This is a genomic window from Erwinia mallotivora, assembly GCF_000590885.1.
Lineage (GTDB): Bacteria > Pseudomonadota > Gammaproteobacteria > Enterobacterales > Enterobacteriaceae > Erwinia > Erwinia mallotivora.
This window is the reverse complement of the sequence record NZ_JFHN01000036.1, coordinates 39,994-63,182: the sequence shown is the minus strand read 5'-3', so window position 1 is coordinate 63,182 and position 23,189 is coordinate 39,994. Positions and strand designations below refer to the sequence as shown.

The following is a 23,189-nucleotide window of genomic DNA, read 5'->3' as shown; positions in this document are numbered from 1 at the left end:
GGGTGAACCACGTTGAACGGCTATGGCAGGCACTGCACGACACAATAACCCGGAATCATCGGTGCCGGACAATGTGGCAACTGCTGAGGAAGGTTAGCCATTTTATGGAAACCGTCAGTCCATTCCCCGGGGCGAAACATGGGCAGGCAAAAGTGTAGCGGTATTAGGCGCACCTATTTAGATCATTAACTAGATCATGAAATCCTGCTGTTTTAATTTTAAGTTCTTCGATATCAGCATCCAAATTTCGAGTTTTTACTAGGAATGATTGAGATAAAGAATAGCCTTTACTAATCACGGCCTGTTTATCTTTGAAGTCTTCCTCATCAAAGGTTATGTTTTTTATAGAATTTCGATATTGTTGTTCCAACATATCGATCTTGTCTTGCTGATCTTTAATCTTCGATGTGAAAAAAGAAAGCTTTTCATATTCTTTAACTATCTCTTCCGAGATAAATTTTGTCTTAGTATAGATTTCATCAACTGTTAACAACTTGTTTTGACGTTCTTGCTTCTCCCTTTCTAGCAGCGAAATTTCATCAAGAGCTTCTCTAATATGCCTTGAAAAAGATAAAAAATAATTTCTGCTTTTTATAGTTTCAATTAAAATATTAATATCATTATTTTCTCTTAGCAGCTGTGTCAGTCTACGATTTAAAGAAGAAAAATCTTTAGACAAGCGCTCGTCCAGCATCGAGCTTAAACCTTCGTTATTAATAGTTAGTTCATTAATAGCGTTTATCCGCCGTCTTAATGCTCTTAACGTCCTAATTATAGGGTCTACTTCATAGGTTTCGTCCTCAAATACAAACTGAGGTCTGCTCGCCTCAAAACTGACAAGAAGAAAATTTATTCTTTGAAGTAAAAAATCAATTTTATCATTTAACTCTGACACTATACCCCCCTATATTAATCGACACTAACAAATAGGCCCTTGAATATTAAATTCTTTTATTATAAATAAGACTAATTTTGTATATAAAAAACTTACCGCTGTTTCTATATAAAATTCGCAAAAAAACATGAACTAACTTTTTACCAAGATTTATTTTTTCAAAAGTTGTAATCTAAACTCAAAGCCACTTTACCTCCTATCTACACTTCTTCGATACCGCATGTAAAAACAGAGTTATGGTTTGTTACAATAACTTTTTTCCAGCTAGAAACGCAATATCATAAACGTCGAATTTATCATCTATTTCCACTAACCATCTGCCATTACTGATTTCATTGATACCAAAATCCACAACCAATGATCCATCGTTACTAAAAATAAAAATAGATTTGCATAACCGATGAGGAATAAAGCTTGAGCCCATTTTCCAGAGCTCTGCCTCTTGCAGGACGCCCGCCGTGAATTTTTTTCTCAACAAGAGCGATTCACTGTCATTTTTAAGTTAATCATCATTACGCTGCATTCCCTTACCAGTTACTAACCAGTTTACATCACCTCCTGTATTAAGAGCACATTGCACAATAGCATTACTCGAAACCTGCTCACGTTGTAACAGGCTTGCAACGTGGCTCTTAGCAATCCCAAGCTTTTCACTAAAATCTTTCTGCATAGTAAACCATAAATAGTGAGAATCCTCTCCAAAACATCCGCCACCACGGCGCTTTCAAGATGCATACTTTTATCTGAGATCGCAAATTTACGTTCACATTTAAAATAAAGCAATCTAAAGTGGCTACACACAACATGTGACACGATAGAACACGCTATACCAAAAGAAGATATTGCTTTAAGCATACCGAAAATGCAAACACCCCAAACGCATTTGAGTCAATACAATCACAAGAATTCATTGCTCGGATCACGTCTGCTCTGATGCCTGCACTGAGCGCTGCTTTAGACCGCGCGGTCACCCTTAACATCTCGCCTACCATGACTAAGGAAGACTTCACGATTGTCATTAGTCTTTTCTTGAAACAAGGCTCTGATCCCTGACTTCTTGCAGGCCGCTGGCTTTATTAAATGGCAAAACGCCTGCAAAAGCAGGCGCTATGTATTCAGTCTGTTAAGGCTTTTTCCAGCGAATATCCCCGCAACGCACCATCTTTTTAGCTACCTTGCTGACTGCCTTTTCTGACACTTAAACAGACAGAAGACAACTACCGTTAGCAGTAGCGCGGTAATAAACGTGAAGTTGATCAACAGGTCTGCCGTGTTTTCCACACCTGAGCTGTTAAACCAGCCCGCAAGCAAATCAGTAAATTTGGGGGCTGTGAGGCGAATAAACCAGGCAACCAGTAAATTCATTATTATTAACGCAACAATGAAAGCCAGTGCGCGTAAACTCCATTTTTTCATCATTAATCGACCTGTATTGTGCCGTAAGCTTGCATGCCTGAACCGGGTATTTTAATCATGCTTGTTTTCAGTAACTGGCTGCGGAGATATTCAAAGTCCGTAATGTGATTAAGTGTTATACAACCTTCGCTCAGCCCCATAGGGCCGATAGGATGCAGGCGAAAATTCCCACGCTTAATGCCGTTGATGAATGTCCAGTCGTCAATTTTGCCGTCAGCCCTGTACAACGCAAACCACTCCCGGCGGTCTGTACCATATCCGTATTTGAGCAGAGTTTCCCGTAAGTCGCCCAGGCGTCCGCCGGATTGACGGCCAACGATGTAATATTTTCCCTGCGGGATAGGCCCGATGTTTTTAACCGTTGTAAGACTTTCATTGTTGCGACCCTGCTTCTGGCCTGAAAAGGCGGGAAACGCGCCGATGCCATAGCAGGTAAGGAGAGACATTGGCATTCCGTTTAAAGAAAACGAACAGGTTACAGACATAATCATCATCCATGCTGATTAATTTTTCGATGATTATAACTACAGATTAAAATCATATGGAAGCTTCGTGATTCCGAAAAGGTATAAAAGAGAATTCAAGATCATGATATCTATATGTTAATTACTGGGATGGGTAACTGAAAATCTTTTCACCATGCATAACCAGTGTAAGGTGTTAAAAAACAGGATAACTTCAGTTCATTGCATCATTCTTTAGCGAATACCGGAAGGCCAGATGAGCCACGTTCTGCGCCACAGCTTCGCCAGTCACTTTATGATGGCCGGAGGCAATATCGTGGTATTACAACGCATTCTGGGACATTCAGATATCAGGGTAACTATGCGTTATGCGCACTTTGCACCAGATCACCTGGAGGAAGCCGTCACCAACAATCCTTTGGCAAGAATGGCTCGCCAAAATGGCGACAAAATGGCGACACAGAATCCAACAGGGGGTAATACCGTACAACAGAGTGAGCCTTAAGTGCCTGATTTAAATATAACTCACTGTTTTTGAAACCCAGATAAAAAAAGACCGAAGACGATTCCTGTCTCCGGTCCAGGGAAATGGCTCCGTAAAGAGCCGTGCGCTAAAAGTTGGCATTTGTGCAGGTCGTATCACCCTGCCCTTTAAAGATAGTCGGGCAATACGGATTTTCCAGCCGGTTATCAGCCCGCTGGACAAAAGTTAGCCGCACTGTGATCCTCGCTGCAAAATGCTGGTCAGCTACATAACTTCTGCGCGCGTTCAATAAAGGGGGCAAGGCTCTTTTTCTGGCCTGGTCGCTGCGGATCATCAATCTGAATCACACTGATGGGCTGACCCTTCATCTGCCCATTTTTAATCATCTGTTCGGCGCTATCATTCAGCGGATATTGCATCAGGGTGCTCGGATTGATGGCTAACAGGGCGCCGCCTTTGGCACAGGTCAGCATCACCTCCTCCCGGTCGAATGCCCATTTATCTTTGCCCATTTCAAAACGGCTAACGGTAATAATTTCGGCAGCCATCGCGCTGGAACAGAAACTCAGTGCAATGATCAGACTGGCCAGTTTTTTCATGGTGTAACAAACCTCTCTGGATAAATGCCTGGTACGGCAGTAAAAAAATTCAGGCTGGTTCCAGCGTGGCAAACACGCTGACTAACAGCAGTACCAGCGCGGCAAAAGATATTTCTGCCAGCGTGGTGAGTATAAATATGCGCCGGGCGCGCTCCCCGGCGTATCTGAAACGCGGCACCAGCCAGTAGCGATTGAATAACGCCACGCCACACATCACCGCTACCAGCAGCGTTTTCAGCAGTAGCAGCCGGGTGTAAAGGCCAAATCCGCTCGCTGACCAGTCCGGTATCAGCAATGAATTAATCACGCCAGTCACCACCACCAGCGCTACCGCCAGATGACCGTAACGGGAAAAGCACATTAACGTTTTAATGACGTCGTAGCGGGTGGTCAGCTGGCGGGTATCGCGCATCAACAGCAGCACGGGCAGCAGGCCGCCAGCCCAGAAAGCAGCCGCGAGAAGATGCACCACCTGGTTACTGCGCTGCAATGTTCCCATCAGACCATCCGCCATCGCGACATGCCCCGTGAATGCCAGCCCGACAAGCTGTCCGCTCGCGCAGAATAAGCATAACCACTGTCTGCCTCTTCCCCGCAGCGCCAGTGCCGACAGCCCCAGCAATGCCGTAACCAGTTGCCATTGCCAGACCTGACCCGTGTGCGTTTGCATCACGGCCTGCCAGGTTGCAGCATCCCACAATGCTGAGCCGCTTCCCGCCATCAGTGCAGTTTGCGCTACCACAAGCATGATGGCAGTCACCAGCGTGGCCGATACGCTGACAACCAGCAACCTGTGGAATTTTTTATCAAGAAACGCCCTGAATCTGCTCGGAGCCAGCAGTGCGCTGAAAAGACTACAGCCGCCTGACGACATCAGTGCCGAAAAATGCAGCCAGCGACAAAGTATGTAAAACAGACTGAGGGACATATCACTTCACGCTGAATCCATAGTTCCCGTGGGTCTTATGTCCGTCAACAGAGAGTACATGCCAGCTGACCTGATAGTGGCCCGCCACCAGTGGCTTTTCCAGCGGGACGATCAGCTGGTTGTGTTGCCTGGGTGCCCGTTCCGCCTTTGTCAGTGGGACAGCTTTCTGACTGGCATCGGTAATGTCAACCCCGCTGAAAGCCGGTTCAATATCCTCGGAAAAAGTCAGCGTGAGCGCCTGCGGTGAAGCAGTGACATGTGCATTCGCAGCCGGGTACTGACTTTTAAGGTGGGCGTGGGCAGAAGCCTGTAAGGAAAACAGCGTGGCTACGGAGGCGAGGACAAATAAGAGCGGGAGTTTACGCATGGACAAGATTCCATCTTAATCAGAGCAACCCGACGGCTGCGATAAGGCCGCAAGAATACTCCGCTTAAAATAAGGTGTCGAGCAGATCAGCCCTCAGCCAACGGGCAGGCTTGCGAAATATCACCCGCTGTTTTATCCTGGCCGACATAATCAGGAGGAATAAATGAATCACAATCTTGCTCTGTTGCCGCAGGAAGAAAAAGACAAAGTGAACGTCGACCTGGCAGCCGCCAGCGTTGCCTTTAAAGAACGCTATAACATGCCGGTGATTGCCGAATCGGTAGAGCGTGAACAGCCGGAAGCCCTTCGTGACTGGTTTCGTCAGCGCCTGATGCAATACCGTCAGGCTTCGCTGGGTTTTTCACGCCTGCCTTATGAACCGAAACAAAAATAGTATTTAATATTCGTGTTATTCCCTTGTGTTTACGCTGCGCTTAGGATGAGATACGTCTTCTGAAACTGCTATGCAGGAGAGTATATGTCCGTCTGGAGTGTCGCTGCGGCACAATCAGGGTCGCGTTCCGGAGAGACTGACTGGAACATCTCGCACCATCTTGAATTTATCCATCAGGCTGCTGAACATCAGGTTAATGTTCTGATTTTCCCCGAATTATCCCTGACGGGCTACGAGCTGGCCCTCAGCCGTGAACTGTCGATGAATATGGACGATCCCAGACTGGAACCCTTTGCTATCGCCGCCAGCCAGCATCAGATGATTATTGTCATCGGGTTGCCGTTACTGGATGGCGATCACACCCTGCTGTGCCCGTTGGCGTTTCTACCCGATGGCACACGTCTGGCGTATGGCAAGCGCAACCTGTTTGGTGATGAAAATCTTTTTTTTCAGGCGGGTGCCGGGATCCCGCTGTTTGGCTATCAGCGGCATAACATCGCGCTGGCGGTTTGCGCAGATATCAGCGTTGAGGAATACGCCCGGGACGCGGCCCTTCGCGGTGCTAATCTTTACGCCACGGGTGTACTGGCATCGGAAAAAGGTTATCAGCATGGCTGCGACTTTCTGGTGCGCTGGGCTACGCAATACAAAATGGCGGTGCTGATGGCTAATCATGCCCTGCCGACCGGTGGTTACCAGAGTGCCGGGAAAAGTGCCGTCTGGGACGAACAGGGTCGTCAGGTCGTGCAGGGTGGTAGCGGCGAACAGCTGGTCATCGCTCGCAGGACGGAGAGTGGTTGGCAGGGAGAAGTGCATCCGGTGCGCTTACCGACGGTAATCTGACAGAGAGCATTATGTTACGTGTGATCGATACTGAAACCTGTGGCCTGCAAGGCGGCATTGTCGAAGTGGCCTCAGTGGATGTCATTAACAACACCATTGTCAATCCCATGAGCGATCTGATTTGCCCCGATCGCCCCATCAGCCGTCAGGCTATGGCCATTCACCGCATTACTGAATCGATGGTGGCCGGTAAGCCCACCATCGAGCAGGCTATCCATCGCTATCATGGCAGCAACTATTACGTTGCCCATAACGCCAGTTTTGATCGCCGAATGCTGCCAGAGATGCAGGGTGAGTGGATTTGCACCATGACGCTGGCACGAGGTTTGTGGCCGGGCAGAAAATACGGCAACCAGGCGCTGCGGGAATCCCTGCAACTGGAGGTGGAAACGCCGCCTGGCCTGCACGCACACCGGGCGTTGTATGACTGCTACGTGACAGCGTCACTGCTTATTCGCATCATGACGTTTTCTGGCTGGGATGCCGGGGAAATGGTTCGCAGGATGCAGGTGCGTGGTTCTGCTGTCACTTTCCCATTTGGCAAATACCGCGGCAGTAAAGTTGATGAAGTGGTAAAGCGTGATCCCGGTTATCTGAAGTGGATGCTGAAAAACATTCCCGACCTGAATGCCAGCCTGCGTAGCGCCATTGAGCGGGCCCTGTCGGCAGAGTAAGCCGTGCGCCCAGCCTTTCACCGCCCCTGCGAATCTTTGCTGAAGCCCTGCTGCGCAACTGTTAAGCGGATATAAGCGTCATTACCGCCGGAATATGACCCTCATCGGGTCTGAATGGCCTGCCTCAACAGGCACAGACGCCCGTGTTCTGCTGGCGCAGAAATTTTTCAGCACAGCAGGCGGCGAAGCGTATCGCGAAAAGCGGGCAAGTCACGTTCAACTGAAAAGTCTTTGTTAATGGCTTTGCGGCCAATCAGCCCATCGACCAAAGCAAAAAGCATGATGGTCATCTCGTCGGTATCGATATCGTGGCGAAACTCTCCGGCAGCAATCCCCTGCACAATAATCTCCGCTATCCCCTGCCGCATGGCGATGTCGCTGGCAATAAATGTCTGCTGAAGGGCATGATTGCGCGCCGATTCGGCCATAATTTCTACCCAAAGGCGGTGGGTGACCGGATAACCGACGTCGCTGATACATGAACCAAGTAAAGAACAGACGCGCTGGAGAAAGGTTCCCTGATATGACTGCTGTTGAGCACTGAGTGCTGATTGTTGTTCTTCCAGCACAATAGCGGAGATGAGCTCATCTTTACCTTTGAAATAGGTGTACATCGCCCCCTGGCTGATACCCGCACGGGTAGCAATTTCTCTTACGCTGGTTGCGTTAAACCCCTTTTCAGCGAAACAGGCGGCGGCGGCGGCAACCAGCTTGTGATATGTTTCTGAATCTTTCAACATGACTCCACTCTCCTGTCGTGGCTGATTCTATCTTCTTTTGTGACGGGATAGCCATCAAACATTGATTCCCTTCCTGCTCACCCGTCAATTGCTGAAAACATCACCGCTTATTGCTGTGCCGTTTTTACGCTTTTCAGTAGGCTGCCAGTGAACGCGAGGCCAGCCAGCAGCAGTGGATGCGCGTTGTCAGCCATGCCCTTCAGCTCCAGGTTTTAAACAAAGCCGGTTGCGAAACAGACTAGGACACTGCAAAATGAATGAACGATCATTCATTTTCACAAAATTAAGGTGAGTCAATGAAAGCACTGGTGACAAATTCGTTCGGCCCGGAACCACAGATGCAAATCGAAACAAGAGCAATTCCTGAGACAAAACCGGGTTATTCTCTGATCAAAATGCATGCGGCCACCGTCAACCCCCTCTCAAACCTCATTCGTCTGGGAGAATTGCCACTGGCTGAAGCGCCTCTGGTACTGAGCAATGATGGCGCAGGAATTGTTGCCCGCAGCGATCTGTTTCCTGCGGGCACGCTGGTCGCTCTGTATGGCGGTGGTCAGTGCGGTATCACAGAGGATGGTTTTCAGCAGCAATGGGTGCTGGTGGAAAACAAACGACTGATGCCTTTACCGGCTGATTACCCTCCGGAGGCCGCTGCTGCGCTGCCGGTCAATTACATTACAGCCTGTCAGGCAGTCAACCGCCTCGGCAAAGTAAAGCCCGGAGACAGAGTGGTGATCAACGGCGCAAGCGGCTCTGTCGGCCATGCCCTGATCCAGACCGCCATACTGGCCGGTGCGGAGGTCATGGCTGTGGTTTCATCGGACGCTAAAGTGGCGTATGCCCGACAGGCTGGCGCGCAACATGTCATTAATTTATCGATGCAGGATCTGAAAAAAACCATCCTCAGCCTTACCAATAATCAAGGGGCTGATGTGGCATTCGATCAGGTGGGTGGGGAGCAGCTCCCGGCGTTACTCAGTGCCGTTCGGCCCAGGGGAACCGTGGTGTCCATTGGTTTTATTGGCGGTACGGAAGGAAAAATTGATATTCCGGACCTGGTTATCCATGAAAAAAAACTGCTCGGTTACGATACATGGATGGAAAGTGATGAGGAGATCGCCATCGCCATGAAGGCGGTGCAAAGGCATGTTGCCGAAGGGCATCTGCAGCCACGCATTGACAGTGTCTGGCCGATGGATAACTACGCCGAAGCTTATCACAGACTCTCTTCCCGCCAGGCCGCAGGCACTGTCCTGCTCAAACTCAATGATGACGGAGGGAGTAAATAATGAGTACTGCTGTGCATAACACCCTCAGACTGCTGTTCCCACAATGGCAGGGTGGCAATAACGAAAACTACTATTTTGGTTCACGTCTGCTGGCCTGGCTTGCTCCACCCACTATCGGGCCCACAGAAGAGGTGCCCGTCGTGCAGCCAGCGTCGACACCGCTGGTCACTGAAAATGGTATTGTCGGGCGGGAGCAAATCCGTACACAACTGGCGGCGGCCAGAAAAATTATCCACAGACACCAACCCGACAGTATGGTGGTTCTGGGAGGTGACTGTCTGGTATCACTGGCCCCCTTCTCTTACCTGGTTGAAAAATATGGTGACGACCTGGGTGTGCTGTGGGTCGATTCGCATCCGGATGTGATGGATCCACAACATTTTTCCCACGCTCATGCCCATGTGCTGGGCGCACTGATGGGATACGGCGACCCGGATCTGACTGAAAATATTCAGCGCCCTCTCTCCCCATGCAACATCATGATTGCCGGTATTCATCATCCCCTGCCGCATGAAGAGGCATTTATCGCCCGGCACGGTATCGCCACCTGCGGCCCGCAGGAGATTAAAAACGGTGCGCAGCCGGTGACAGACTGGATAGAGAAACAGGGCATTAAATATCTGGCGGTGCATATCGATCTTGATGTGTTGGATCCGACCCTGTTCCGCTCTGTGCTGTTCGCAAGAACCGCCAGAGGTAAAGACGATTTTGCGGGTGCAGCGGAAGGCAGACTGACAATCAATGAGGTGGTGACGCTGGTCAATCACGCCGCCAGCAGGTCGCAAATAGCCTGTATAACCCTGGCGGAACATCTTCCCTGGGATGCCATCAACCTGAAGAAAATGCTGGAATCTTTGCCGATGCCGGGCTGATGCCCGACCAGCCATCCTGCCCGCCACTCTGCGGGCATTCGGCAGAGTGGCGGCAGTCTTCGGGAGTAAAATTCAGTCAGCCGTGGGAGCGAGATTGCCCTGTGCCAGCGCGATCAGAAAGGTAAACTCATCCGCCACCCCTTCATAGAAGGTAAAGCGACCCGATTTACCGCCGTGGCCGGAGTCCATGTCGGTGTCGAGTATCAGCAGATTGTTATCGGTTTTCACATCACGCAATCTGGCAACCCATTTTGCCGGTTCCCAGTACTGCACCTGCGAGTCATGCAGGCCGGTAGTCACCAGCATGTGCGGATAGTTCTGCGCAATGACGCCATCGTACGGACTGTACTGACGGATATAATGATAGAACGTCTCGTCAGCCGGATTTCCCCATTCATCATATTCAGCGGTCGTCAGGGGAATTGACTCATCCAGCATGGTGGTTATCACATCGACAAACGGTACCTGAGCCACAATGCCATGAAAACAGGATGACGCCATATTGACCACCGCTCCCATCAACAGGCCACCCGCGCTGCCGCCCATGGCGTAAATTCTTTCCGGATCGCCATAGCCCTGCGCCACCAGCGCGTGGGTGGCATCGATAAAATCGTGAAAGGTATTCATTTTATTGAGCAACTTTCCGTCATCGTACCACTGCTGCCCCAGCTCACCGCCACCACGAATATGCGCAATGGCGAAGACAAAACCCCGATCTAACAGGCTCAGGCGACTGGCGCTGAAATCAGCATCCATACTGCTGCCGTAAGCACCGTAGCCGTATACCAGCAGTGGATTTTTTTTCGGCTGGAAATGTTGCCGGTGATAAACCAGCGACACCGGCACCTTCACGCCGTCGCGCGCGGTTATCCAGTGCCGTTCACTGCAATAATCGCCGGCGTTGAAACCTTTTACTTCAGTCTGCTTGAGCGTCCTGCGCTCGCCACTGTCCATGTCCAGCTCGTAAAGGGTATCGGGCGTGGTCATCGAGGAGTAACCGTAGCGCAGCAGCGCAGTTTCCGGTGAGGGATTGTAAGAGAGCCAGGTTACGCAGGCAGGGTCATCGAAAGCAATTACCACATCCCTGCCGGTCTTGCGACAGATCTGCCGCAGTCTGGTCTGCCCCTGCTCGCGTTCCTGCACCACCAACCAGTCACGGAACAGGCTGAAATCCTCCAGAAGAACAGGCGTGCGTGCCGGGATCAGGGTTTGCCAGCTGTCCTCACTGAACTGCTGGCTGTAATAAAGTGCAAAATTCTTCCCTTCCCGGTTCGAGCGAACCCAGAACTGTTGCTGATAGTGATCCACCGCGTACTCGTGATCTTTACGGCGTGGACAGAATATCTGTGGCTCAGCCGTGGCGGAATCCGCATCCAGCAACAAAATTTCACTGGTGGTGGTGCTGTTCAGACTGATAACAACAAACTGCTCAGAGGTGGTTTTGTGAACGCTGACGTAAAAGGTGTCGTCCTGCTCTTCATAAACCAGTTCATCTTCCTGTTGTGAGGTGCCAGGTCGGTGACGCCATACCTGCCACGGCAGCAGAGTCTGCCTGTCTTTCAGCACGTAATAGAACGTGCCGCTGTCCGCCCATGCAAATCCTGAAGAGACATGCTCCAGCACTTCCGGATACCACTCGCCGGTGGTCAGATTGAAGAAACGAATGTCGTACTGACGGCGTGACAGATAGTCCTCTGCCACCGCCAGCAGTTGATTATCCGGACTGATACCCAGTCCGCCGAGGGTATAAAAATCTGCGCCTGCCGCTCGCTGATTGCAGTCAAGCAGGATCTCCCATTGCTCCGGTGTGGCAGTGTCTTCCGGCTGGCGGGTATAAATTGCATACTCTTTGCCTTCCTCGTAGCGGCTCTGATAACGCCAGCCCCTTTTAACATAGGGCACGGAAAACTCACGTGGCGGAATACGTTGAATAATTTCCTTCAGCACCTCCTGCCGCAACGCCTGGTGCGGTGCCATAATCGCGCTGCCGTACTCATTTTCAGCTTCGAGATAGTCAACAACATCCTGCTGCTGACGCTGGTCATCACGCAGCCAGTAATAGTTATCGATGCGCGTCTCACCGTGCAGGGTCATTTCAACAGGAATTTTTCTGGCGATTGGGGGTTTCGGCATTATCGGACATCCACTAAGTCAGTCATGTCTGCTTAGTGTGGCATTTACCGCGCTGATTGTCAGGCGGGAGCCTGAAGCGGTCGGTGATAAAACAACAGCTTGGGGACAAAGATGCCCCCGGCGGGTGATCAGGCAGATAATTTTTGCTTTTCAGCCTGAATATCACTGGCAATACTCTCGCGAACATCCTGGGGTATTTTCAGTTCGTCTGCGAGAGCCTGAAGGTAGCTGCGCTCCATGAAATGGTCCACGTCAATCACCAGATTACTGAGGAAATAGACCTCCAGCGCTTCCTCCTCATTACTGATGTCCTTCGCCAGCTTTTGTGGATCCAGGGGCATATCAATGGCCTGCTGGATCATTCGCTCACCCTCTGCGCCCAGCCCGGCCTGCTGAATATGCTGGTCGATCGCCTGTCGCTCGTTATTGTCAATATGACCATCGCTTTTCGCCGCAAACACCAGCGCCTGCACCAGACGCTCCGCACGACGGTCTGGTGGCGAGAACTGCTGACCGAACTGCGGCTGGTCGCGGTGGGTTTCAGCGATACGCTGCTTATATTTATTCCACAGCACCGCCCCCGCCGCCGCGCTGCCGCCGATGATCAGCGCATTTTTCCCGTATTTCGTCAGCAGTTTGCGCGAAGATTTACTCGCTATCAGCAGGCCTGCCAGACCACCCAGCGCGCCCGGTGCCAGCATCTTGCCTAATCCCTCGCCACCACTTTTTCCCTGCTTACCATTGCCCAGCATATTTTGAATTTGTTTCAGCCAGTCAGCCATCGTCTTTCCTTTCAGTGACAGAAAACGTCCAGCATAGAGGGCGTTACGTCAAGAACCGTCAAGTCTGGAAAAGCCCCGAAAACAACCAGCTACACTTCGCTAACAAAGGAACAACACTATAATTAGCATGATAATCATTATGCCTGGCATTCGCGCAGGGAAGACAGCGGCATCTCAGGTTTTGACGGTAGAACTGATTCGACACTTAATCGCCGGATATCGGCTGAGGAAAATCATGCGATTTGCTCATAATCCCCTGTTTATCAACACGGTTATTTTAGGGGGAACACCCGAAGAAAAAATTGAGGCCGCAGCGCAGGCGGGCTTCAGTCAGATTGAACTCTGGCGGCAGGATGTGGAGAAAGCGGGCGGCGGCGTGCCGGGGATTATTGACCTGGTCAGCGCTAAAAATCTGGCATTTACCGATTATCAGGTGCTGCTGGATTTCGATGGCGCACCGGACGCCGTTCGTCAGCGAAAATGTGATGAAGCTTTGGTGATGCTGGATACGGCAGTGGCTCTCGGTGCAACCACGCTGCTGACGCCAGCATCAACCGCTGATAATTGTCTTGCCGGGCGCGAAGAGGAGGATATCCGCTGGCTGGTAGATGAGGCAGGCAGGCGGGGACTGAGGGTGGCCTTTGAAGCTATGGCATGGAGTACACACATTAACAATACTGCGGCAGCATGGCAGCTGGTGCAGCGTATCGATCAGCCGAATCTTGGTCTGGTGGTCGATGCTTTCCACATCTTTGCCCGTCGGCGCTCGGTAGCAGACCTGGCAGGGATCCCGATGGATAAAATCTTTCTGGTACAGCTGTCCGACCTCGCCGCCCTGCCCGATGAGCACGCGCTGGTCGACATCGCACGTCATAAGCGCCTGTTACCCGGCGAGGGGTGTTTCCCGCTGAACACCCTGCTGGATTATCTGGCAGAGGGTGGCTACAACGGACCTCTTGGCCTGGAAGTCTTTAACGACCAGTTGCATCAGCGTGCAGCTCACGACGTGGCAATAGAAGCCATGTCTGCCCTGAAGCGATGTTGTGGCATCTGAATAAATCTGCCGCTGTGCTGCAATGGAAAACGTCGTCCAATCCGGCGACGCTCCGGAGCCGGTTCGACGGGTAAACCCGGTTCATCTGGCAAACTGGTCGCCGCATCGCATCTCCTGTGGTTACCCCGTAAAATAAGGTAACAGCACGCACGTCGTGGAGCACAACGCCAGACTCCCGGCACACTGCCGGTCACCGAAGTCGCAGGCCCCGGATGAGAGGACCGCAGCAACGGACGGATTTCGTTTGCTGACCTCAGGCTACCTTACTGGCGCGGGAGGGTTTGCCTGCACCGATCGCTTTCAGTTTGTTCTTCGGTTCTGCTTCATCCGTGGCGTCTGCCAGAGTGTCGCTTTCCTGCCCGGTATCAACAGCCTTGCCGGGCTCCCCGGCCGGGTTCAGGTCGTTGCCTTCCATGCTCACATTCGCACGCTCAGGTTGTTTGCTGGTACGCAGAATATGTGCAAGGGCATCTTTATTCTCTGCGAGGAACAGTCCGAGTATTTCGCGCTGCTCTTCGTCAATCGTCAGCGGGGCCACACCAAGCCAGTCGGAGAAGACTTCCGCCATATCCAGCATTTTGTCGTAGGCATCGGCTTCTTTTTTACTGGCGAAAGTCATTTTTTCCTCACCTTTTCTGACCACAACATATTTTATTTCAACAGCCATTGTTTCCACCTTATTTAACTGTATTTTTATACAGTATAACAGTGATGATTTCCCTTCTCAAGCCCGTAAATCGGATGTATGCGCAATCGTTTTCGTTTATACTGCGCGCGTTTTTTTCCTTCCAATCAGGTAGACATTATGACAACTCTTGGTACTGCGCTGCGCCCCGCCGCCACGCGTGTAATGCTGTTAGGATCGGGTGAACTTGGCAAAGAAGTCGCGCTGGAATGCCAGCGCCTTGGCGTGGAAGTTATTGCCGTCGATCGCTATGCCGACGCACCCGCCATGCATGTGGCGCATCGCAGCCATGTCATCAACATGCTGGATGGCGAAGCACTGCAAGCCCTGGTGGCGTCAGAACGTCCTGACTTTATTGTGCCGGAAATCGAAGCCATCGCGACAGATATGCTGATTGAGTTGGAAAAACAGGGGCAAAAGGTGGTGCCGACCGCGCGTGCCGCCCGTCTGACCATGAACCGCGAAGGCATTCGTCGCCTGGCCGCTGAAGAGCTCTCCCTGCCCACCTCAGACTACCGCTTTGCCGATGATGAGCAGGCTTTTCATCAGGCCGTCCAGGCAATTGGCTTCCCGTGCATCGTCAAGCCGGTCATGAGCTCGTCCGGTAAAGGACAAAGTTTTATTCGTGAAGCCTCACAGCTGAAGGCAGCCTGGGAATACGCCCAGCAGGGTGGACGCGCCGGGGCCGGGAAAGTGATTGTTGAAGGTGTGGTGAAATTTGATTTTGAGATAACCCTGCTGACTGTCAGCGCGGTTGATGGCATCCATTTCTGCGCCCCCATTGGTCACCGTCAGGAAGAGGGGGATTACCGCGAATCATGGCAACCCCAACAGATGAGCGCCCTCGCCCTGCAACGCGCTGAGGAGATCGCAGCAAAGGTGGTTACCGCGCTGGGTGGTCAGGGCCTGTTTGGCGTCGAGCTGTTTGTCTGTGGTGATGAAGTGGTGTTCAGCGAGGTTTCTCCACGTCCACACGATACCGGGATGGTCACGCTGATTTCGCAGGACCTGTCAGAGTTCGCACTGCATGTCCGTGCCTTCCTCGGCCTGCCAGTGGGCGCTGTTCGCCAGTATGGTCCGGCGGCCTCTGCGGTGATCCTGCCTGAACTGGACAGCGACAACGTGCAGTTTGCGCAGCTGGCAGAGGTGCTTGGGGCAGGTCTGCAACTGCGTCTGTTCGGCAAGCCTGAAATTCACGGTAAGCGGCGGATGGGGGTTGCGCTGGCAAGCGGTGAAGATATTGCCGATGCGATACAACGTGCCATCAACTGCGCAGCGGGCGTCAAAGTCAGCGGCTGAGAAGCATAAAGGTTTGGCACAGTGCGCTTCTCCCCGCTCCGCCAATAAAGAAAGGATGGCATTTGCCATCCTTTCGCGCTTTACCGGCTGGTCCGGAAGCGTTAAGCCGCACCGGCAACGGCTTCTTTCGCCAGTCGGGTAATGCGTTCATAATCCCCGGCTTCCAGCGCATCCGCAGGCACCAGCCACGAGCCGCCAATACAAAGCACGCTTTTCAGGGCCAGATAATCACGGTAATTAGCCGGTGAAATCCCGCCGGTTGGACAGAAACGTACCTGCGGGAAGGGTCCGCCAATCGCCTGCAACGCCTTAACGCCACCGTTGGCTTCCGCCGGAAAAAACTTAAACTCACGCAGCCCGTAATCCATCCCGGTCATCAACTCTGAAACCGTACTGATGCCCGGGATCAACGGCACGGAACCCGCTACGGCGGCTTTCAGCAGCGGCTCGGTCAGACCCGGACTGATGGCAAACTGCACGCCTGCATCAGTGACTGCTTTTAACTGCTCCGCATTCAGCACCGTGCCCGCGCCGACGATAGCTTCCGGCACCTCGTTGACCATCGCTTTTATCGCCTCCATCGCACAGGCGGTACGCAGCGTCACTTCCAGCACTTTCACGCCGCCCGCCACCAGTGCCTTCGCCATTGGCACCGCATGTTCCAGCTTGTTAACCACAATCACCGGCACAACCGGGCCGGTCGTCAGGATCTGTTCTGCACTTATTTTCCAGTTACTCATCGACCTGCTTCTCCTGTCTTGCCAGCCCTGGGAGTGACTGGCTAAAGCGACGCGCAACGCGTCTGGATAGTGATGTTGTTCACTACCATACAGGACAGTTGCCCGGTACGTCCATGTGATTGAACTTTTTTTGAAACAGCGGTTTATTTTTTAACGTCGGCGCAGGGCATCACCTTTCAGCAATAAAAAAACCCGCCTGAGCGGGTCTTATCGTACGGTGAAATCACTCAAATTCATTCCAGGAACGGCCATCACGGGTGATCATCGCCACCGAGGCAACCGGTCCCCAGGTGCCGGCCTGGTAAGGCTTGGGCGCTTCTTTATCTGCCGCCCAGGCTTCCATGATTGAATCGACCCACTTCCACGCCTCTTCCACCTCATCACGGCGAACAAACAGCGCCTGAATGCCGCGCATGGTTTCCAGTAACAGACGCTCGTAGGCATCCGCCAGATGCGACTGGTTAAAGGTTTCTGAGAAGCTCAGATCCAGCTTGGTGGTTTGCAGATTGTGTTTGTGGTCCAGTCCGGGAACCTTGTTAAGGATCTGGATCTCAACCCCTTCATCCGGCTGTAAACGGATGGTCAGCTTGTTCTGTGGCAGTTCCTGCCAGGATTCTTTGAACAGGTTGAGCGCCGGATTTTTGAAATAGACCACCACTTCAGAACACTTGGTTGGCAGCCGTTTACCGGTACGCAGGTAGAAAGGCACGCCTGCCCAGCGCCAGTCGTCAATATCCACGCGGATAGAGACAAAGGTTTCCGTATTGCTGGTTTTGTTGGCGTCTTCTTCTTCCAGGTAACCCGGTACTTTCTTACCCTGCACAAAGCCCGCGGTATACTGGCCACGCACGGTTTTATCACGCACGTTAGTGTGGTCAATACGACGCAGCGAACGCAGCACTTTTACCTTTTCATCACGGATACGGTCGGCAGAAAGATCGGCGGGTGGTGACATGGCAATCATGGTCAGCACCTGTAACAGATGGTTCTGGATCATGTCACGCATCTGACCCGCTTTATCAAAATATCCCCAGCGCCCTTCGATACCCACTTCTTCTGCCACGGTGATCTGCACGTGGTCGATGGTGCGGTTATCCCAGTTTGAGGCAAACAGCGAATTGGCAAAACGCAGCGCCAGCAGGTTCAGTACCGTCTCTTTACCCAGATAATGGTCAATGCGGAACACCTGGTTTTCTTCAAAAAATTCACCGACCTGATCGTTAATTTCCTGGGAGGTTTCCAGTGAAGTACCCAACGGCTTTTCCATCACCACACGGGCTGGCTGGGCATTAAGTTTGGCAGTGCCCAGACCTTTGCAGATAGCGCCAAACGTGCCCGGCGGCATGGCGAAATAGTTAATGGTCACGCGTTTTTTCTGGTCCAGCATTTTACCCAGTTTGGTAAAATGGCTGGTGTCGTTAACGTCCAGGTTACAGAAGTCGAGGCGGCTGCTCAGTTTGTCCCAGAGTGCCTCATCAATCTTCTCCTTCATAAAGGTTTCCAGTGCTTCCCGCACCACTTTGGTCCAGGCTGCTTTATCCCAGTCCGCCCTTCCCACGCCAATAATGCGTGACTCTTCATGAATCTGACCGGCTTTTTCCAGCTGATACAGGGATGGCAACAGTTTCCGGCGAGCAAGATCGCCTTTAGCACCGAAAATGACCAGATCGCATACCTGGGCCGTTTGTGTAACCGCCATTATATTCTCCTCGTTGCAGGATAAGCCTGACCTGCTAAATCCGTAACACTCAGGCTCTTATTGTAATTTTCTTTCAGTACAATGTACTGCTTTTGTTCGCTCCGCGTAAACCGACCTGCACGCCTGCCGCACAGAGAAACCAGATTGTGCAAATTTTAACGGCGGTAAACAGGTCTTTTATTGCGCGATTATTGATCGTTTTTTGTCGACTGGCCTGCGCGGGTAAAACCGGACAGAGTTCAAATTCTGGCAAAAAAACGTGACAAAGCGCACCCGCCCTCTGCCCCCGCCCTGAGCACGCTTGTATATTCTCTACAAAATGACATCGATTTCTCCTTTGGTTGAAATCGCCAGAATGTATCAGCGGACACCGTTATGACTATGCTGGAAAGAATTCAGTCTCAGCTGGAAAATCTGAGCAAATCCGAGCGCAAAGTGGCTGACGCCATTGTTGCCGCCCCCGAAACAATAATCCATCTCAGTATCGCCCTGCTGGCCCGCCAGGCTGGGGTCAGTGAACCCACCGTCAACCGTTTCTGTCACCGTTTACAGACCCGGGGCTTTCCGGACTTTAAGTTAGAGCTGGCGCAAAGTCTTGCCACGACGGGCACGCCCTGGGTCAGCCGCGTAATTGACGAAAACGACAGCGTGGAGACCTGGTCCGGCAAGATATTTGAATCGGCGATGGCAGGTCTGGACAGGGTTCGCCACAATCTGGATCCTGTCGCCATCACTCGCGCGGTGGACCTGCTGAGCCGGTCTCAAAAAATTGCCTTTTTCGGCCTGGGCGCGTCTGCCGTGGTGGCACAGGATGCGATGAATAAATTTTTTCGCTTCAATGTGCCTGTCATCTGTTCCGATGATATTGTGATGCAGCGGATGCACTGCATCAACAGTACGGAAGACGATGTAATCGTGCTTATTTCCTATACCGGACGCACTAAAAATTTAGTCGAACTGGCGCAACTTGCGCGGGAAAACAGAGCAACGGTGCTGGCGATAACCTCGCCAGACTCATTACTGGCACGTGTTGCCACGCTGGCGTTGTATGTTGATGTGCCGGAAGACACTGATATTTATATGCCTATGGTGTCACGACTGGCACAGCTTACGATAATTGATGTACTTGCCACCGGCTTCACGCTGCGGCGCGGTGCAACATTCCGCGACAATCTCAGACGTGTCAAAGCGGCGTTGAAGGAGTCACGATTCGACAGGGAAGACCTGACAGCGCAGCCAGACCGGCCCGCATTTCGGTAGTTAAATGGGCAACAGGCCAACAGACATCGCCTGAATATTATAAAATACTAAACCTTTACAGGGATTGCTCCGGCATCACCCCTTTCAAAGTCAACGGAGTCATACATGTCCAGACGTCTCAGAAGAACCAAGATTGTAACCACCTTAGGCCCGGCAACCGATCGCGATAATAACCTCGAAAAAATCATCGCTGCCGGTGCCAACGTTGTGCGTCTTAACTTCTCCCATGGCACCCCGGAAGATCACATGCAACGTGCGGACAGCGTGCGGCAGATTGCGGCGAAACTGGGTCGCCACGTCGCCATCCTCGGCGATCTTCAGGGGCCAAAAATTCGCGTTTCTACCTTCAAAGAAGGAAAGGTCTTTCTGAGCGTGGGCGACCGCTTCTTACTTGATGCCAGTCTTGCCAAAGGTGAAGGCGACAAAGAGAAGGTTGGTATCGATTATAAAGGCCTGCCTGCCGACGTGGTGCCCGGCGACATCCTGCTGCTGGATGATGGTCGTGTGCAGCTAAAGGTGCTGGAGGTTCAGGGGATGAAAGTCTTCACTGAAGTTACCGTGGGCGGCCCGCTTTCCAATAACAAAGGCATCAACAAACTGGGTGGCGGTCTGTCTGCTGAAGCGCTGACGGAAAAAGATAAAGCCGACATCCTGACCGCAGCAAAAATTAACTGTGACTACCTGGCCGTGTCGTTCCCGCGCTGTGGTGAAGACCTCAACTATGCCCGTCGTCTAGCCCGTGAAGCCGGATGCGAAGCAAAAATCGTCTCCAAGGTGGAACGCGCTGAAGCGGTTGCCACCCAGGAAGCAATGGATGACATTATTCTCGCCTCTGATGTGGTGATGGTGGCAAGGGGCGATCTCGGCGTCGAGATTGGCGATCCTGAACTGGTGGGGATCCAGAAGGCGCTGATCCGTCGGGCGCGCCAGCTGAACCGCTCGGTGATCACCGCCACGCAGATGATGGAATCAATGATCACCAATCCTATGCCGACCCGTGCTGAAGTGATGGACGTGGCAAACGCCGTGCTGGACGGCACCGACGCGGTGATGCTGTCGGCTGAAACGGCAGCCGGTCAGTACCCTGCCGAGACCGTCACCGCGATGGCGAAAGTGTGCCTGGGTGCCGAGAAGATCCCCAGCATTAACGTTTCCAAACATCGTCTGGATGTGCAGTTCGACAATATCGAAGAAGCCATCGCCATGTCAGCCATGTATGCCGCCAACCACCTGCAAGGGGTGACGGCAATTATTACCATGACCGAATCGGGACGCACCGCGCTGATGACGTCGCGGATCACCTCTGGCCTGCCGATTTTCGCCATGTCACGTCACGAACGCACGCTCAACCTCACCGCCCTCTATCGCGGGGTAACGCCGGTCTATTTCGACAGCAACAACGATGGCGTCGCGGCCGCGCACGATGCGACTAACCTGCTGCGTGACAAAGGTTTTCTGATGTCGGGCGACCTGGTCATTGTCACCCAGGGCGACGTGATGAGCACCACCGGCACGACCAACACCAGCCGTGTGTTGCGCGTGGAGTAATCCTGCTTACTGACCCGCTTCAGGCGCTCAGTTCACAGCTTTCGTCATCCGCGATATGCGGATGACGAAAACCTCATCAGCCAGATCATCTGCCTCTTCCCCGCCACTTTTTTGTCCATGCCCGTTATTCTTTGCCCGCTCCCGTTCCTGGCTGGTTATATTTTGAGACACTAAAATGTGATCTGCATCACATTTGTGACATTAACAATGCTTATCACAACTTTGTCACAATAATCCTATTGAATGATAATGATTGCTATTTATAATCCCATTCTCAATTACATCAGACACAAACAGGTAACAAAACCATACTAAAACAAGGTTTTTTAGCTTAACAAAGCGAATAAACCTTTCCGATGTTTCAACGGGAAATCTGTTTTCCCAACAATACGTTAATGACTCTGAACTGACGATGGCCGTCATTGCTTCTGATGGCAGGACTGTTCACATCTGCAAAAAGGAACAGAATATGGTTTTACGTTCGCACACTCAGCCAGTACAGGACTTGCATCCTTTCCCGGACAACAGCGGGCACCGGCAATATATTTTCAACGATCAGCAATTAGCCGCGTGGAACCAGCAAACCCAGGAGGTGCTGGCACTGCTGAGCAATACCGTGCAGGGCGTGGAGAAACCATTCAGCGGTATTCTGCCCCATGAACTGGCCCCGCAATTTGCCGGTGTCGATCTTGATTCGCCACTGGGCAGCAACGAAGCGGCACTGGAAGAACTTCAGGCGCTCTATCTGCGCGATGCGGTGTGGTTCCATCATCCCAAATACGTTGCACATCTGAACTGCCCGGTGGTACTGCCTTCGCTGATGGCTGAACAGATCATGGCGGCCGTAAACAGCTCGGTCGATACCTGGGATCAGAGTGCAGGCGGCACGCTGATTGAGCAGAAAGTCACTGACTGGACGCTGAGTCGTATTGGCCTGCCGCAGACGGCAGACGGCATTTTCACCAGCGGCGGCACGCAATCTAACCTGATGGCAATGCTGCTGGCGCGGGACAGCTGGTGTGCCAGACACCATCCCGGACATCTGATTAAGCATCAGGGGCTGCCGCCAGAGGCCAGCAAGTGGCGGGTCTTCACCTCCCGCCTGAGCCATTTCAGCATCCAGAAATCGATGGCGATCCTCGGCCTGGGCTATGATGCGGTGATCCCGGTCGATTACGACGAGCACTACCGTATGGATGCTGCGCTGCTGGAGCAGGAGATCCAACGTTGCCATCAGCAGGGACTGATTCCGATTGCGGTGGTGGCCACCAGTGGCACCACCGATTTCGGCAGTATCGATCCGTTACAGGACATCGCGCGTTTATCGCAACACTACGGTTTGTGGATGCATGTCGATGCGGCCTACGGCTGTGGTCTGCTGGTTTCACCTCAGCACCGCCAGCGCCTGAAAGGCATTGAACTGGCTGATTCCGTCACCGTTGATTACCACAAATCTTTTTTCCAGACCGTCAGTTGCGGGGCTTTCTTTGTCCGGGATAAACAGCACCTGAGTCACGTTACTCACCATGCTGATTATCTCAACCCGTTGAGCGCTCAACAGGAAGGTACGCCAAATCTGGTCAATAAAAGTATCCAGACCACCCGCCGTTTTGATGCGCTGAAAATGTGGCTGACCCTGCGTGTGATGGGACCGGATGCCCTGGGTGAAGCTTTCGATGCCATCATCGCCCTGACCGGCACCGCCCATCAGTTACTGAGCGCGCATCCGTCAATCGAGGTGCTGCATGCGCCGGAACTGACCACCCAGATTTTCCGCTACGTCCCGCGTTCCGGCATGAGCGACAGCGCCATTGACGAGATCAACGCCGCGATCCGCAAAGCGCTGTTCCGCTCCGGCAATGCCGTTATCGCCGGCACCAAAGTTAACGGCCATCAGTACCTGAAATTCACCCTGCTGAACCCCAACACCACCGTTGCAGACCTGGAAGACGTCATTGCGTTGATTGCGCATTATGGTCGGGAACAGGTGCGAGCATCAGCGTTCAGCGCGGCAAACCAGTGAG

23 protein-coding genes and 2 pseudogenes are annotated in these 23,189 nt (G+C 52.2%); 12 read left to right on the top strand and 13 right to left on the bottom strand.

The window, feature by feature from the left end; genetic code table 11:
- Positions 1-158: pseudogene (locus tag BG55_RS22465) on the top strand (IS630 family transposase); the annotation flags it as partial.
- 5 nt (positions 159-163) lie between these two features.
- On the opposite strand, the gene BG55_RS06935 reads toward BG55_RS22465, so the two are convergent.
- The 4 genes from BG55_RS06935 to BG55_RS06915 form a co-directional block, all read right to left on the bottom strand.
- On the bottom strand, positions 164-895 hold the full coding sequence (locus tag BG55_RS06935) for a hypothetical protein (RefSeq protein WP_034935880.1): 732 nt from the start codon (positions 893-895) through the stop codon (positions 164-166).
- 244 nt (positions 896-1,139) lie between these two features.
- Positions 1,140-1,319 (bottom strand): S24/S26 family peptidase, encoded by a 180-nt coding sequence (locus BG55_RS23490; protein WP_420889608.1) that lies wholly within the window; start codon positions 1,317-1,319, stop codon positions 1,140-1,142.
- Between the two features lie 78 nt (positions 1,320-1,397).
- Positions 1,398-1,565, bottom strand: a complete 168-nt coding sequence (locus BG55_RS06925; RefSeq protein WP_084276238.1) for a helix-turn-helix domain-containing protein — start codon at positions 1,563-1,565, stop codon at positions 1,398-1,400.
- 748 nt (positions 1,566-2,313) lie between these two features.
- Positions 2,314-2,757 (bottom strand): DUF2778 domain-containing protein, encoded by a 444-nt coding sequence (locus BG55_RS06915; protein ID WP_235192732.1) that lies wholly within the window; start codon positions 2,755-2,757, stop codon positions 2,314-2,316.
- Between the two features lie 259 nt (positions 2,758-3,016).
- Here BG55_RS06915 and BG55_RS06910 point away from each other — a divergent pair.
- Positions 3,017-3,280, top strand: a pseudogene (locus BG55_RS06910) (tyrosine-type recombinase/integrase); the annotation flags it as partial.
- A 239-nt stretch (positions 3,281-3,519) separates the two neighbouring features.
- Here BG55_RS06910 and BG55_RS06905 read toward each other — a convergent pair.
- The 3 genes from BG55_RS06905 to yobA are packed head-to-tail and all read right to left on the bottom strand — an operon-like array spanning position 3,520 to position 5,153.
- Positions 3,520-3,858 (bottom strand): YebY family protein, encoded by a 339-nt coding sequence (locus BG55_RS06905; protein WP_034935871.1) that lies wholly within the window; start codon positions 3,856-3,858, stop codon positions 3,520-3,522.
- Between the two features lie 49 nt (positions 3,859-3,907).
- A complete protein-coding gene (gene copD / locus BG55_RS06900; protein WP_034935870.1) occupies positions 3,908-4,786 on the bottom strand; it encodes a copper homeostasis membrane protein CopD in 879 nt (292 codons plus the stop codon).
- A 1-nt stretch (position 4,787) separates the two neighbouring features.
- Entirely contained in the window at positions 4,788-5,153 is a 366-nt protein-coding gene (gene yobA / locus BG55_RS06895) for a CopC domain-containing protein YobA (RefSeq protein ID WP_034935868.1), read from the bottom strand.
- 163 nt (positions 5,154-5,316) lie between these two features.
- On the opposite strand from yobA, the gene BG55_RS06890 reads away from it, so the two are divergent.
- The 3 genes from BG55_RS06890 (at position 5,317) to exoX (ending at position 7,064) form a co-directional block, all read left to right on the top strand.
- Entirely contained in the window at positions 5,317-5,547 is a 231-nt protein-coding gene (locus tag BG55_RS06890) for a DNA polymerase III subunit theta (protein WP_034935866.1), read from the top strand.
- Between the two features lie 84 nt (positions 5,548-5,631).
- Positions 5,632-6,390, top strand: a complete 759-nt coding sequence (locus BG55_RS06885) for a carbon-nitrogen hydrolase family protein (RefSeq protein ID WP_034935865.1) — start codon at positions 5,632-5,634, stop codon at positions 6,388-6,390.
- 11 nt (positions 6,391-6,401) lie between these two features.
- Positions 6,402-7,064 carry an exodeoxyribonuclease X gene (gene exoX, locus BG55_RS06880; protein ID WP_034935862.1) on the top strand — a complete coding sequence of 221 codons (663 nt, stop codon included), beginning with the start codon at positions 6,402-6,404 and terminating at the stop codon, positions 7,062-7,064.
- 167 nt (positions 7,065-7,231) lie between these two features.
- On the opposite strand, the gene BG55_RS06875 is transcribed toward exoX, so the two are convergent.
- Positions 7,232-7,804 (bottom strand): TetR/AcrR family transcriptional regulator, encoded by a 573-nt coding sequence (locus BG55_RS06875; protein ID WP_034935860.1) that lies wholly within the window; start codon positions 7,802-7,804, stop codon positions 7,232-7,234.
- A gap of 338 nt (positions 7,805-8,142) precedes the next feature.
- On the opposite strand from BG55_RS06875, the gene BG55_RS06870 reads away from it, so the two are divergent.
- Positions 8,143-9,093 (top strand): quinone oxidoreductase family protein, encoded by a 951-nt coding sequence (locus BG55_RS06870; RefSeq protein ID WP_200871600.1) that lies wholly within the window; start codon positions 8,143-8,145, stop codon positions 9,091-9,093.
- Positions 9,093-9,965 (top strand): arginase family protein, encoded by an 873-nt coding sequence (locus BG55_RS06865; protein WP_034935856.1) that lies wholly within the window; start codon positions 9,093-9,095, stop codon positions 9,963-9,965. Before BG55_RS06870 ends, BG55_RS06865 begins: the two co-directional genes overlap by 1 nt.
- 72 nt (positions 9,966-10,037) lie before the next feature.
- On the opposite strand, the gene BG55_RS06860 is transcribed toward BG55_RS06865, so the two are convergent.
- Together BG55_RS06860 and BG55_RS06855 are read right to left on the bottom strand one after the other, a co-directional pair.
- Entirely contained in the window at positions 10,038-12,098 is a 2,061-nt protein-coding gene (locus tag BG55_RS06860; protein WP_034935855.1) for a S9 family peptidase, read from the bottom strand.
- A 128-nt stretch (positions 12,099-12,226) separates the two neighbouring features.
- Complete coding sequence (locus tag BG55_RS06855; RefSeq protein ID WP_034935852.1) at positions 12,227-12,880, bottom strand: tellurite resistance TerB family protein; 654 nt, start codon at positions 12,878-12,880, stop codon at positions 12,227-12,229.
- Positions 12,881-13,115: 235 nt separating this feature from the next.
- Here BG55_RS06855 and BG55_RS06850 point away from each other — a divergent pair, with 235 nt between their 5' ends.
- Positions 13,116-13,934 (top strand): sugar phosphate isomerase/epimerase family protein, encoded by an 819-nt coding sequence (locus BG55_RS06850; RefSeq protein WP_034935851.1) that lies wholly within the window; start codon positions 13,116-13,118, stop codon positions 13,932-13,934.
- A gap of 253 nt (positions 13,935-14,187) precedes the next feature.
- Here BG55_RS06850 and BG55_RS06845 read toward each other — a convergent pair whose 3' ends face one another.
- Entirely contained in the window at positions 14,188-14,601 is a 414-nt protein-coding gene (locus BG55_RS06845) for a YebG family protein (protein ID WP_034935848.1), read from the bottom strand.
- Positions 14,602-14,739: 138 nt separating this feature from the next.
- On the opposite strand from BG55_RS06845, the gene purT reads away from it, so the two are divergent.
- Positions 14,740-15,918, top strand: coding sequence for a formate-dependent phosphoribosylglycinamide formyltransferase (purT, locus tag BG55_RS06840; protein WP_034935846.1), 1,179 nt, complete (start codon positions 14,740-14,742; stop codon positions 15,916-15,918).
- Positions 15,919-16,019: 101 nt separating this feature from the next.
- Here purT and BG55_RS06835 read toward each other — a convergent pair whose 3' ends face one another.
- Both BG55_RS06835 and zwf read right to left on the bottom strand, forming a co-directional pair.
- On the bottom strand, positions 16,020-16,658 hold the full coding sequence (locus BG55_RS06835; RefSeq protein ID WP_034935845.1) for a bifunctional 4-hydroxy-2-oxoglutarate aldolase/2-dehydro-3-deoxy-phosphogluconate aldolase: 639 nt from the start codon (positions 16,656-16,658) through the stop codon (positions 16,020-16,022).
- 223 nt (positions 16,659-16,881) lie between these two features.
- Positions 16,882-18,357 (bottom strand): glucose-6-phosphate dehydrogenase, encoded by a 1,476-nt coding sequence (zwf, locus tag BG55_RS06830; protein ID WP_034935843.1) that lies wholly within the window; start codon positions 18,355-18,357, stop codon positions 16,882-16,884.
- Positions 18,358-18,732: 375 nt separating this feature from the next.
- Between zwf and BG55_RS06825 the strand changes: the two genes are divergently transcribed.
- From BG55_RS06825 to BG55_RS06815, 3 genes are all read left to right on the top strand, one after another.
- Positions 18,733-19,617 carry a MurR/RpiR family transcriptional regulator gene (locus BG55_RS06825; protein WP_034935839.1) on the top strand — a complete coding sequence of 295 codons (885 nt, stop codon included), beginning with the start codon at positions 18,733-18,735 and terminating at the stop codon, positions 19,615-19,617.
- A gap of 105 nt (positions 19,618-19,722) precedes the next feature.
- Positions 19,723-21,165, top strand: coding sequence for a pyruvate kinase (pyk, locus tag BG55_RS06820; RefSeq protein WP_034935838.1), 1,443 nt, complete (start codon positions 19,723-19,725; stop codon positions 21,163-21,165).
- 469 nt (positions 21,166-21,634) lie between these two features.
- Positions 21,635-23,188 (top strand): pyridoxal phosphate-dependent decarboxylase family protein, encoded by a 1,554-nt coding sequence (locus tag BG55_RS06815; protein WP_034935835.1) that lies wholly within the window; start codon positions 21,635-21,637, stop codon positions 23,186-23,188.
- Position 23,189: the final 1 nt, after the last annotated feature.

Excerpts from the sequence above, each read along its gene's own strand:
- BG55_RS23490 (WP_420889608.1), bottom strand. The coding sequence starts at position 1,319 with ATGGGCTCAAGCTTTATTCCTCATCGGTTATGCAAATCTATTTTTATT.
- BG55_RS06925 (WP_084276238.1), bottom strand. The coding sequence starts at position 1,565 with ATGCAGAAAGATTTTAGTGAAAAGCTTGGGATTGCTAAGAGCCACGTT.
- BG55_RS06915 (WP_235192732.1), bottom strand. The coding sequence starts at position 2,757 with ATGTCTCTCCTTACCTGCTATGGCATCGGCGCGTTTCCCGCCTTTTCA.
- BG55_RS06905 (WP_034935871.1), bottom strand. The coding sequence starts at position 3,858 with ATGAAAAAACTGGCCAGTCTGATCATTGCACTGAGTTTCTGTTCCAGC.
- copD (WP_034935870.1), bottom strand. The coding sequence starts at position 4,786 with ATGTCCCTCAGTCTGTTTTACATACTTTGTCGCTGGCTGCATTTTTCG.
- yobA (WP_034935868.1), bottom strand. The coding sequence starts at position 5,153 with ATGCGTAAACTCCCGCTCTTATTTGTCCTCGCCTCCGTAGCCACGCTG.
- BG55_RS06890 (WP_034935866.1), top strand. The coding sequence starts at position 5,317 with ATGAATCACAATCTTGCTCTGTTGCCGCAGGAAGAAAAAGACAAAGTG.
- BG55_RS06885 (WP_034935865.1), top strand. The coding sequence starts at position 5,632 with ATGTCCGTCTGGAGTGTCGCTGCGGCACAATCAGGGTCGCGTTCCGGA.
- exoX (WP_034935862.1), top strand. The coding sequence starts at position 6,402 with ATGTTACGTGTGATCGATACTGAAACCTGTGGCCTGCAAGGCGGCATT.
- BG55_RS06875 (WP_034935860.1), bottom strand. The coding sequence starts at position 7,804 with ATGTTGAAAGATTCAGAAACATATCACAAGCTGGTTGCCGCCGCCGCC.
- BG55_RS06870 (WP_200871600.1), top strand. The coding sequence starts at position 8,143 with ATGCAAATCGAAACAAGAGCAATTCCTGAGACAAAACCGGGTTATTCT.
- BG55_RS06865 (WP_034935856.1), top strand. The coding sequence starts at position 9,093 with ATGAGTACTGCTGTGCATAACACCCTCAGACTGCTGTTCCCACAATGG.
- BG55_RS06860 (WP_034935855.1), bottom strand. The coding sequence starts at position 12,098 with ATGCCGAAACCCCCAATCGCCAGAAAAATTCCTGTTGAAATGACCCTG.
- BG55_RS06855 (WP_034935852.1), bottom strand. The coding sequence starts at position 12,880 with ATGGCTGACTGGCTGAAACAAATTCAAAATATGCTGGGCAATGGTAAG.
- BG55_RS06850 (WP_034935851.1), top strand. The coding sequence starts at position 13,116 with ATGCGATTTGCTCATAATCCCCTGTTTATCAACACGGTTATTTTAGGG.
- BG55_RS06845 (WP_034935848.1), bottom strand. The coding sequence starts at position 14,601 with ATGGCTGTTGAAATAAAATATGTTGTGGTCAGAAAAGGTGAGGAAAAA.
- purT (WP_034935846.1), top strand. The coding sequence starts at position 14,740 with ATGACAACTCTTGGTACTGCGCTGCGCCCCGCCGCCACGCGTGTAATG.
- BG55_RS06835 (WP_034935845.1), bottom strand. The coding sequence starts at position 16,658 with ATGAGTAACTGGAAAATAAGTGCAGAACAGATCCTGACGACCGGCCCG.
- zwf (WP_034935843.1), bottom strand. The coding sequence starts at position 18,357 with ATGGCGGTTACACAAACGGCCCAGGTATGCGATCTGGTCATTTTCGGT.
- BG55_RS06825 (WP_034935839.1), top strand. The coding sequence starts at position 18,733 with ATGACTATGCTGGAAAGAATTCAGTCTCAGCTGGAAAATCTGAGCAAA.
- pyk (WP_034935838.1), top strand. The coding sequence starts at position 19,723 with ATGTCCAGACGTCTCAGAAGAACCAAGATTGTAACCACCTTAGGCCCG.
- BG55_RS06815 (WP_034935835.1), top strand. The coding sequence starts at position 21,635 with ATGGTTTTACGTTCGCACACTCAGCCAGTACAGGACTTGCATCCTTTC.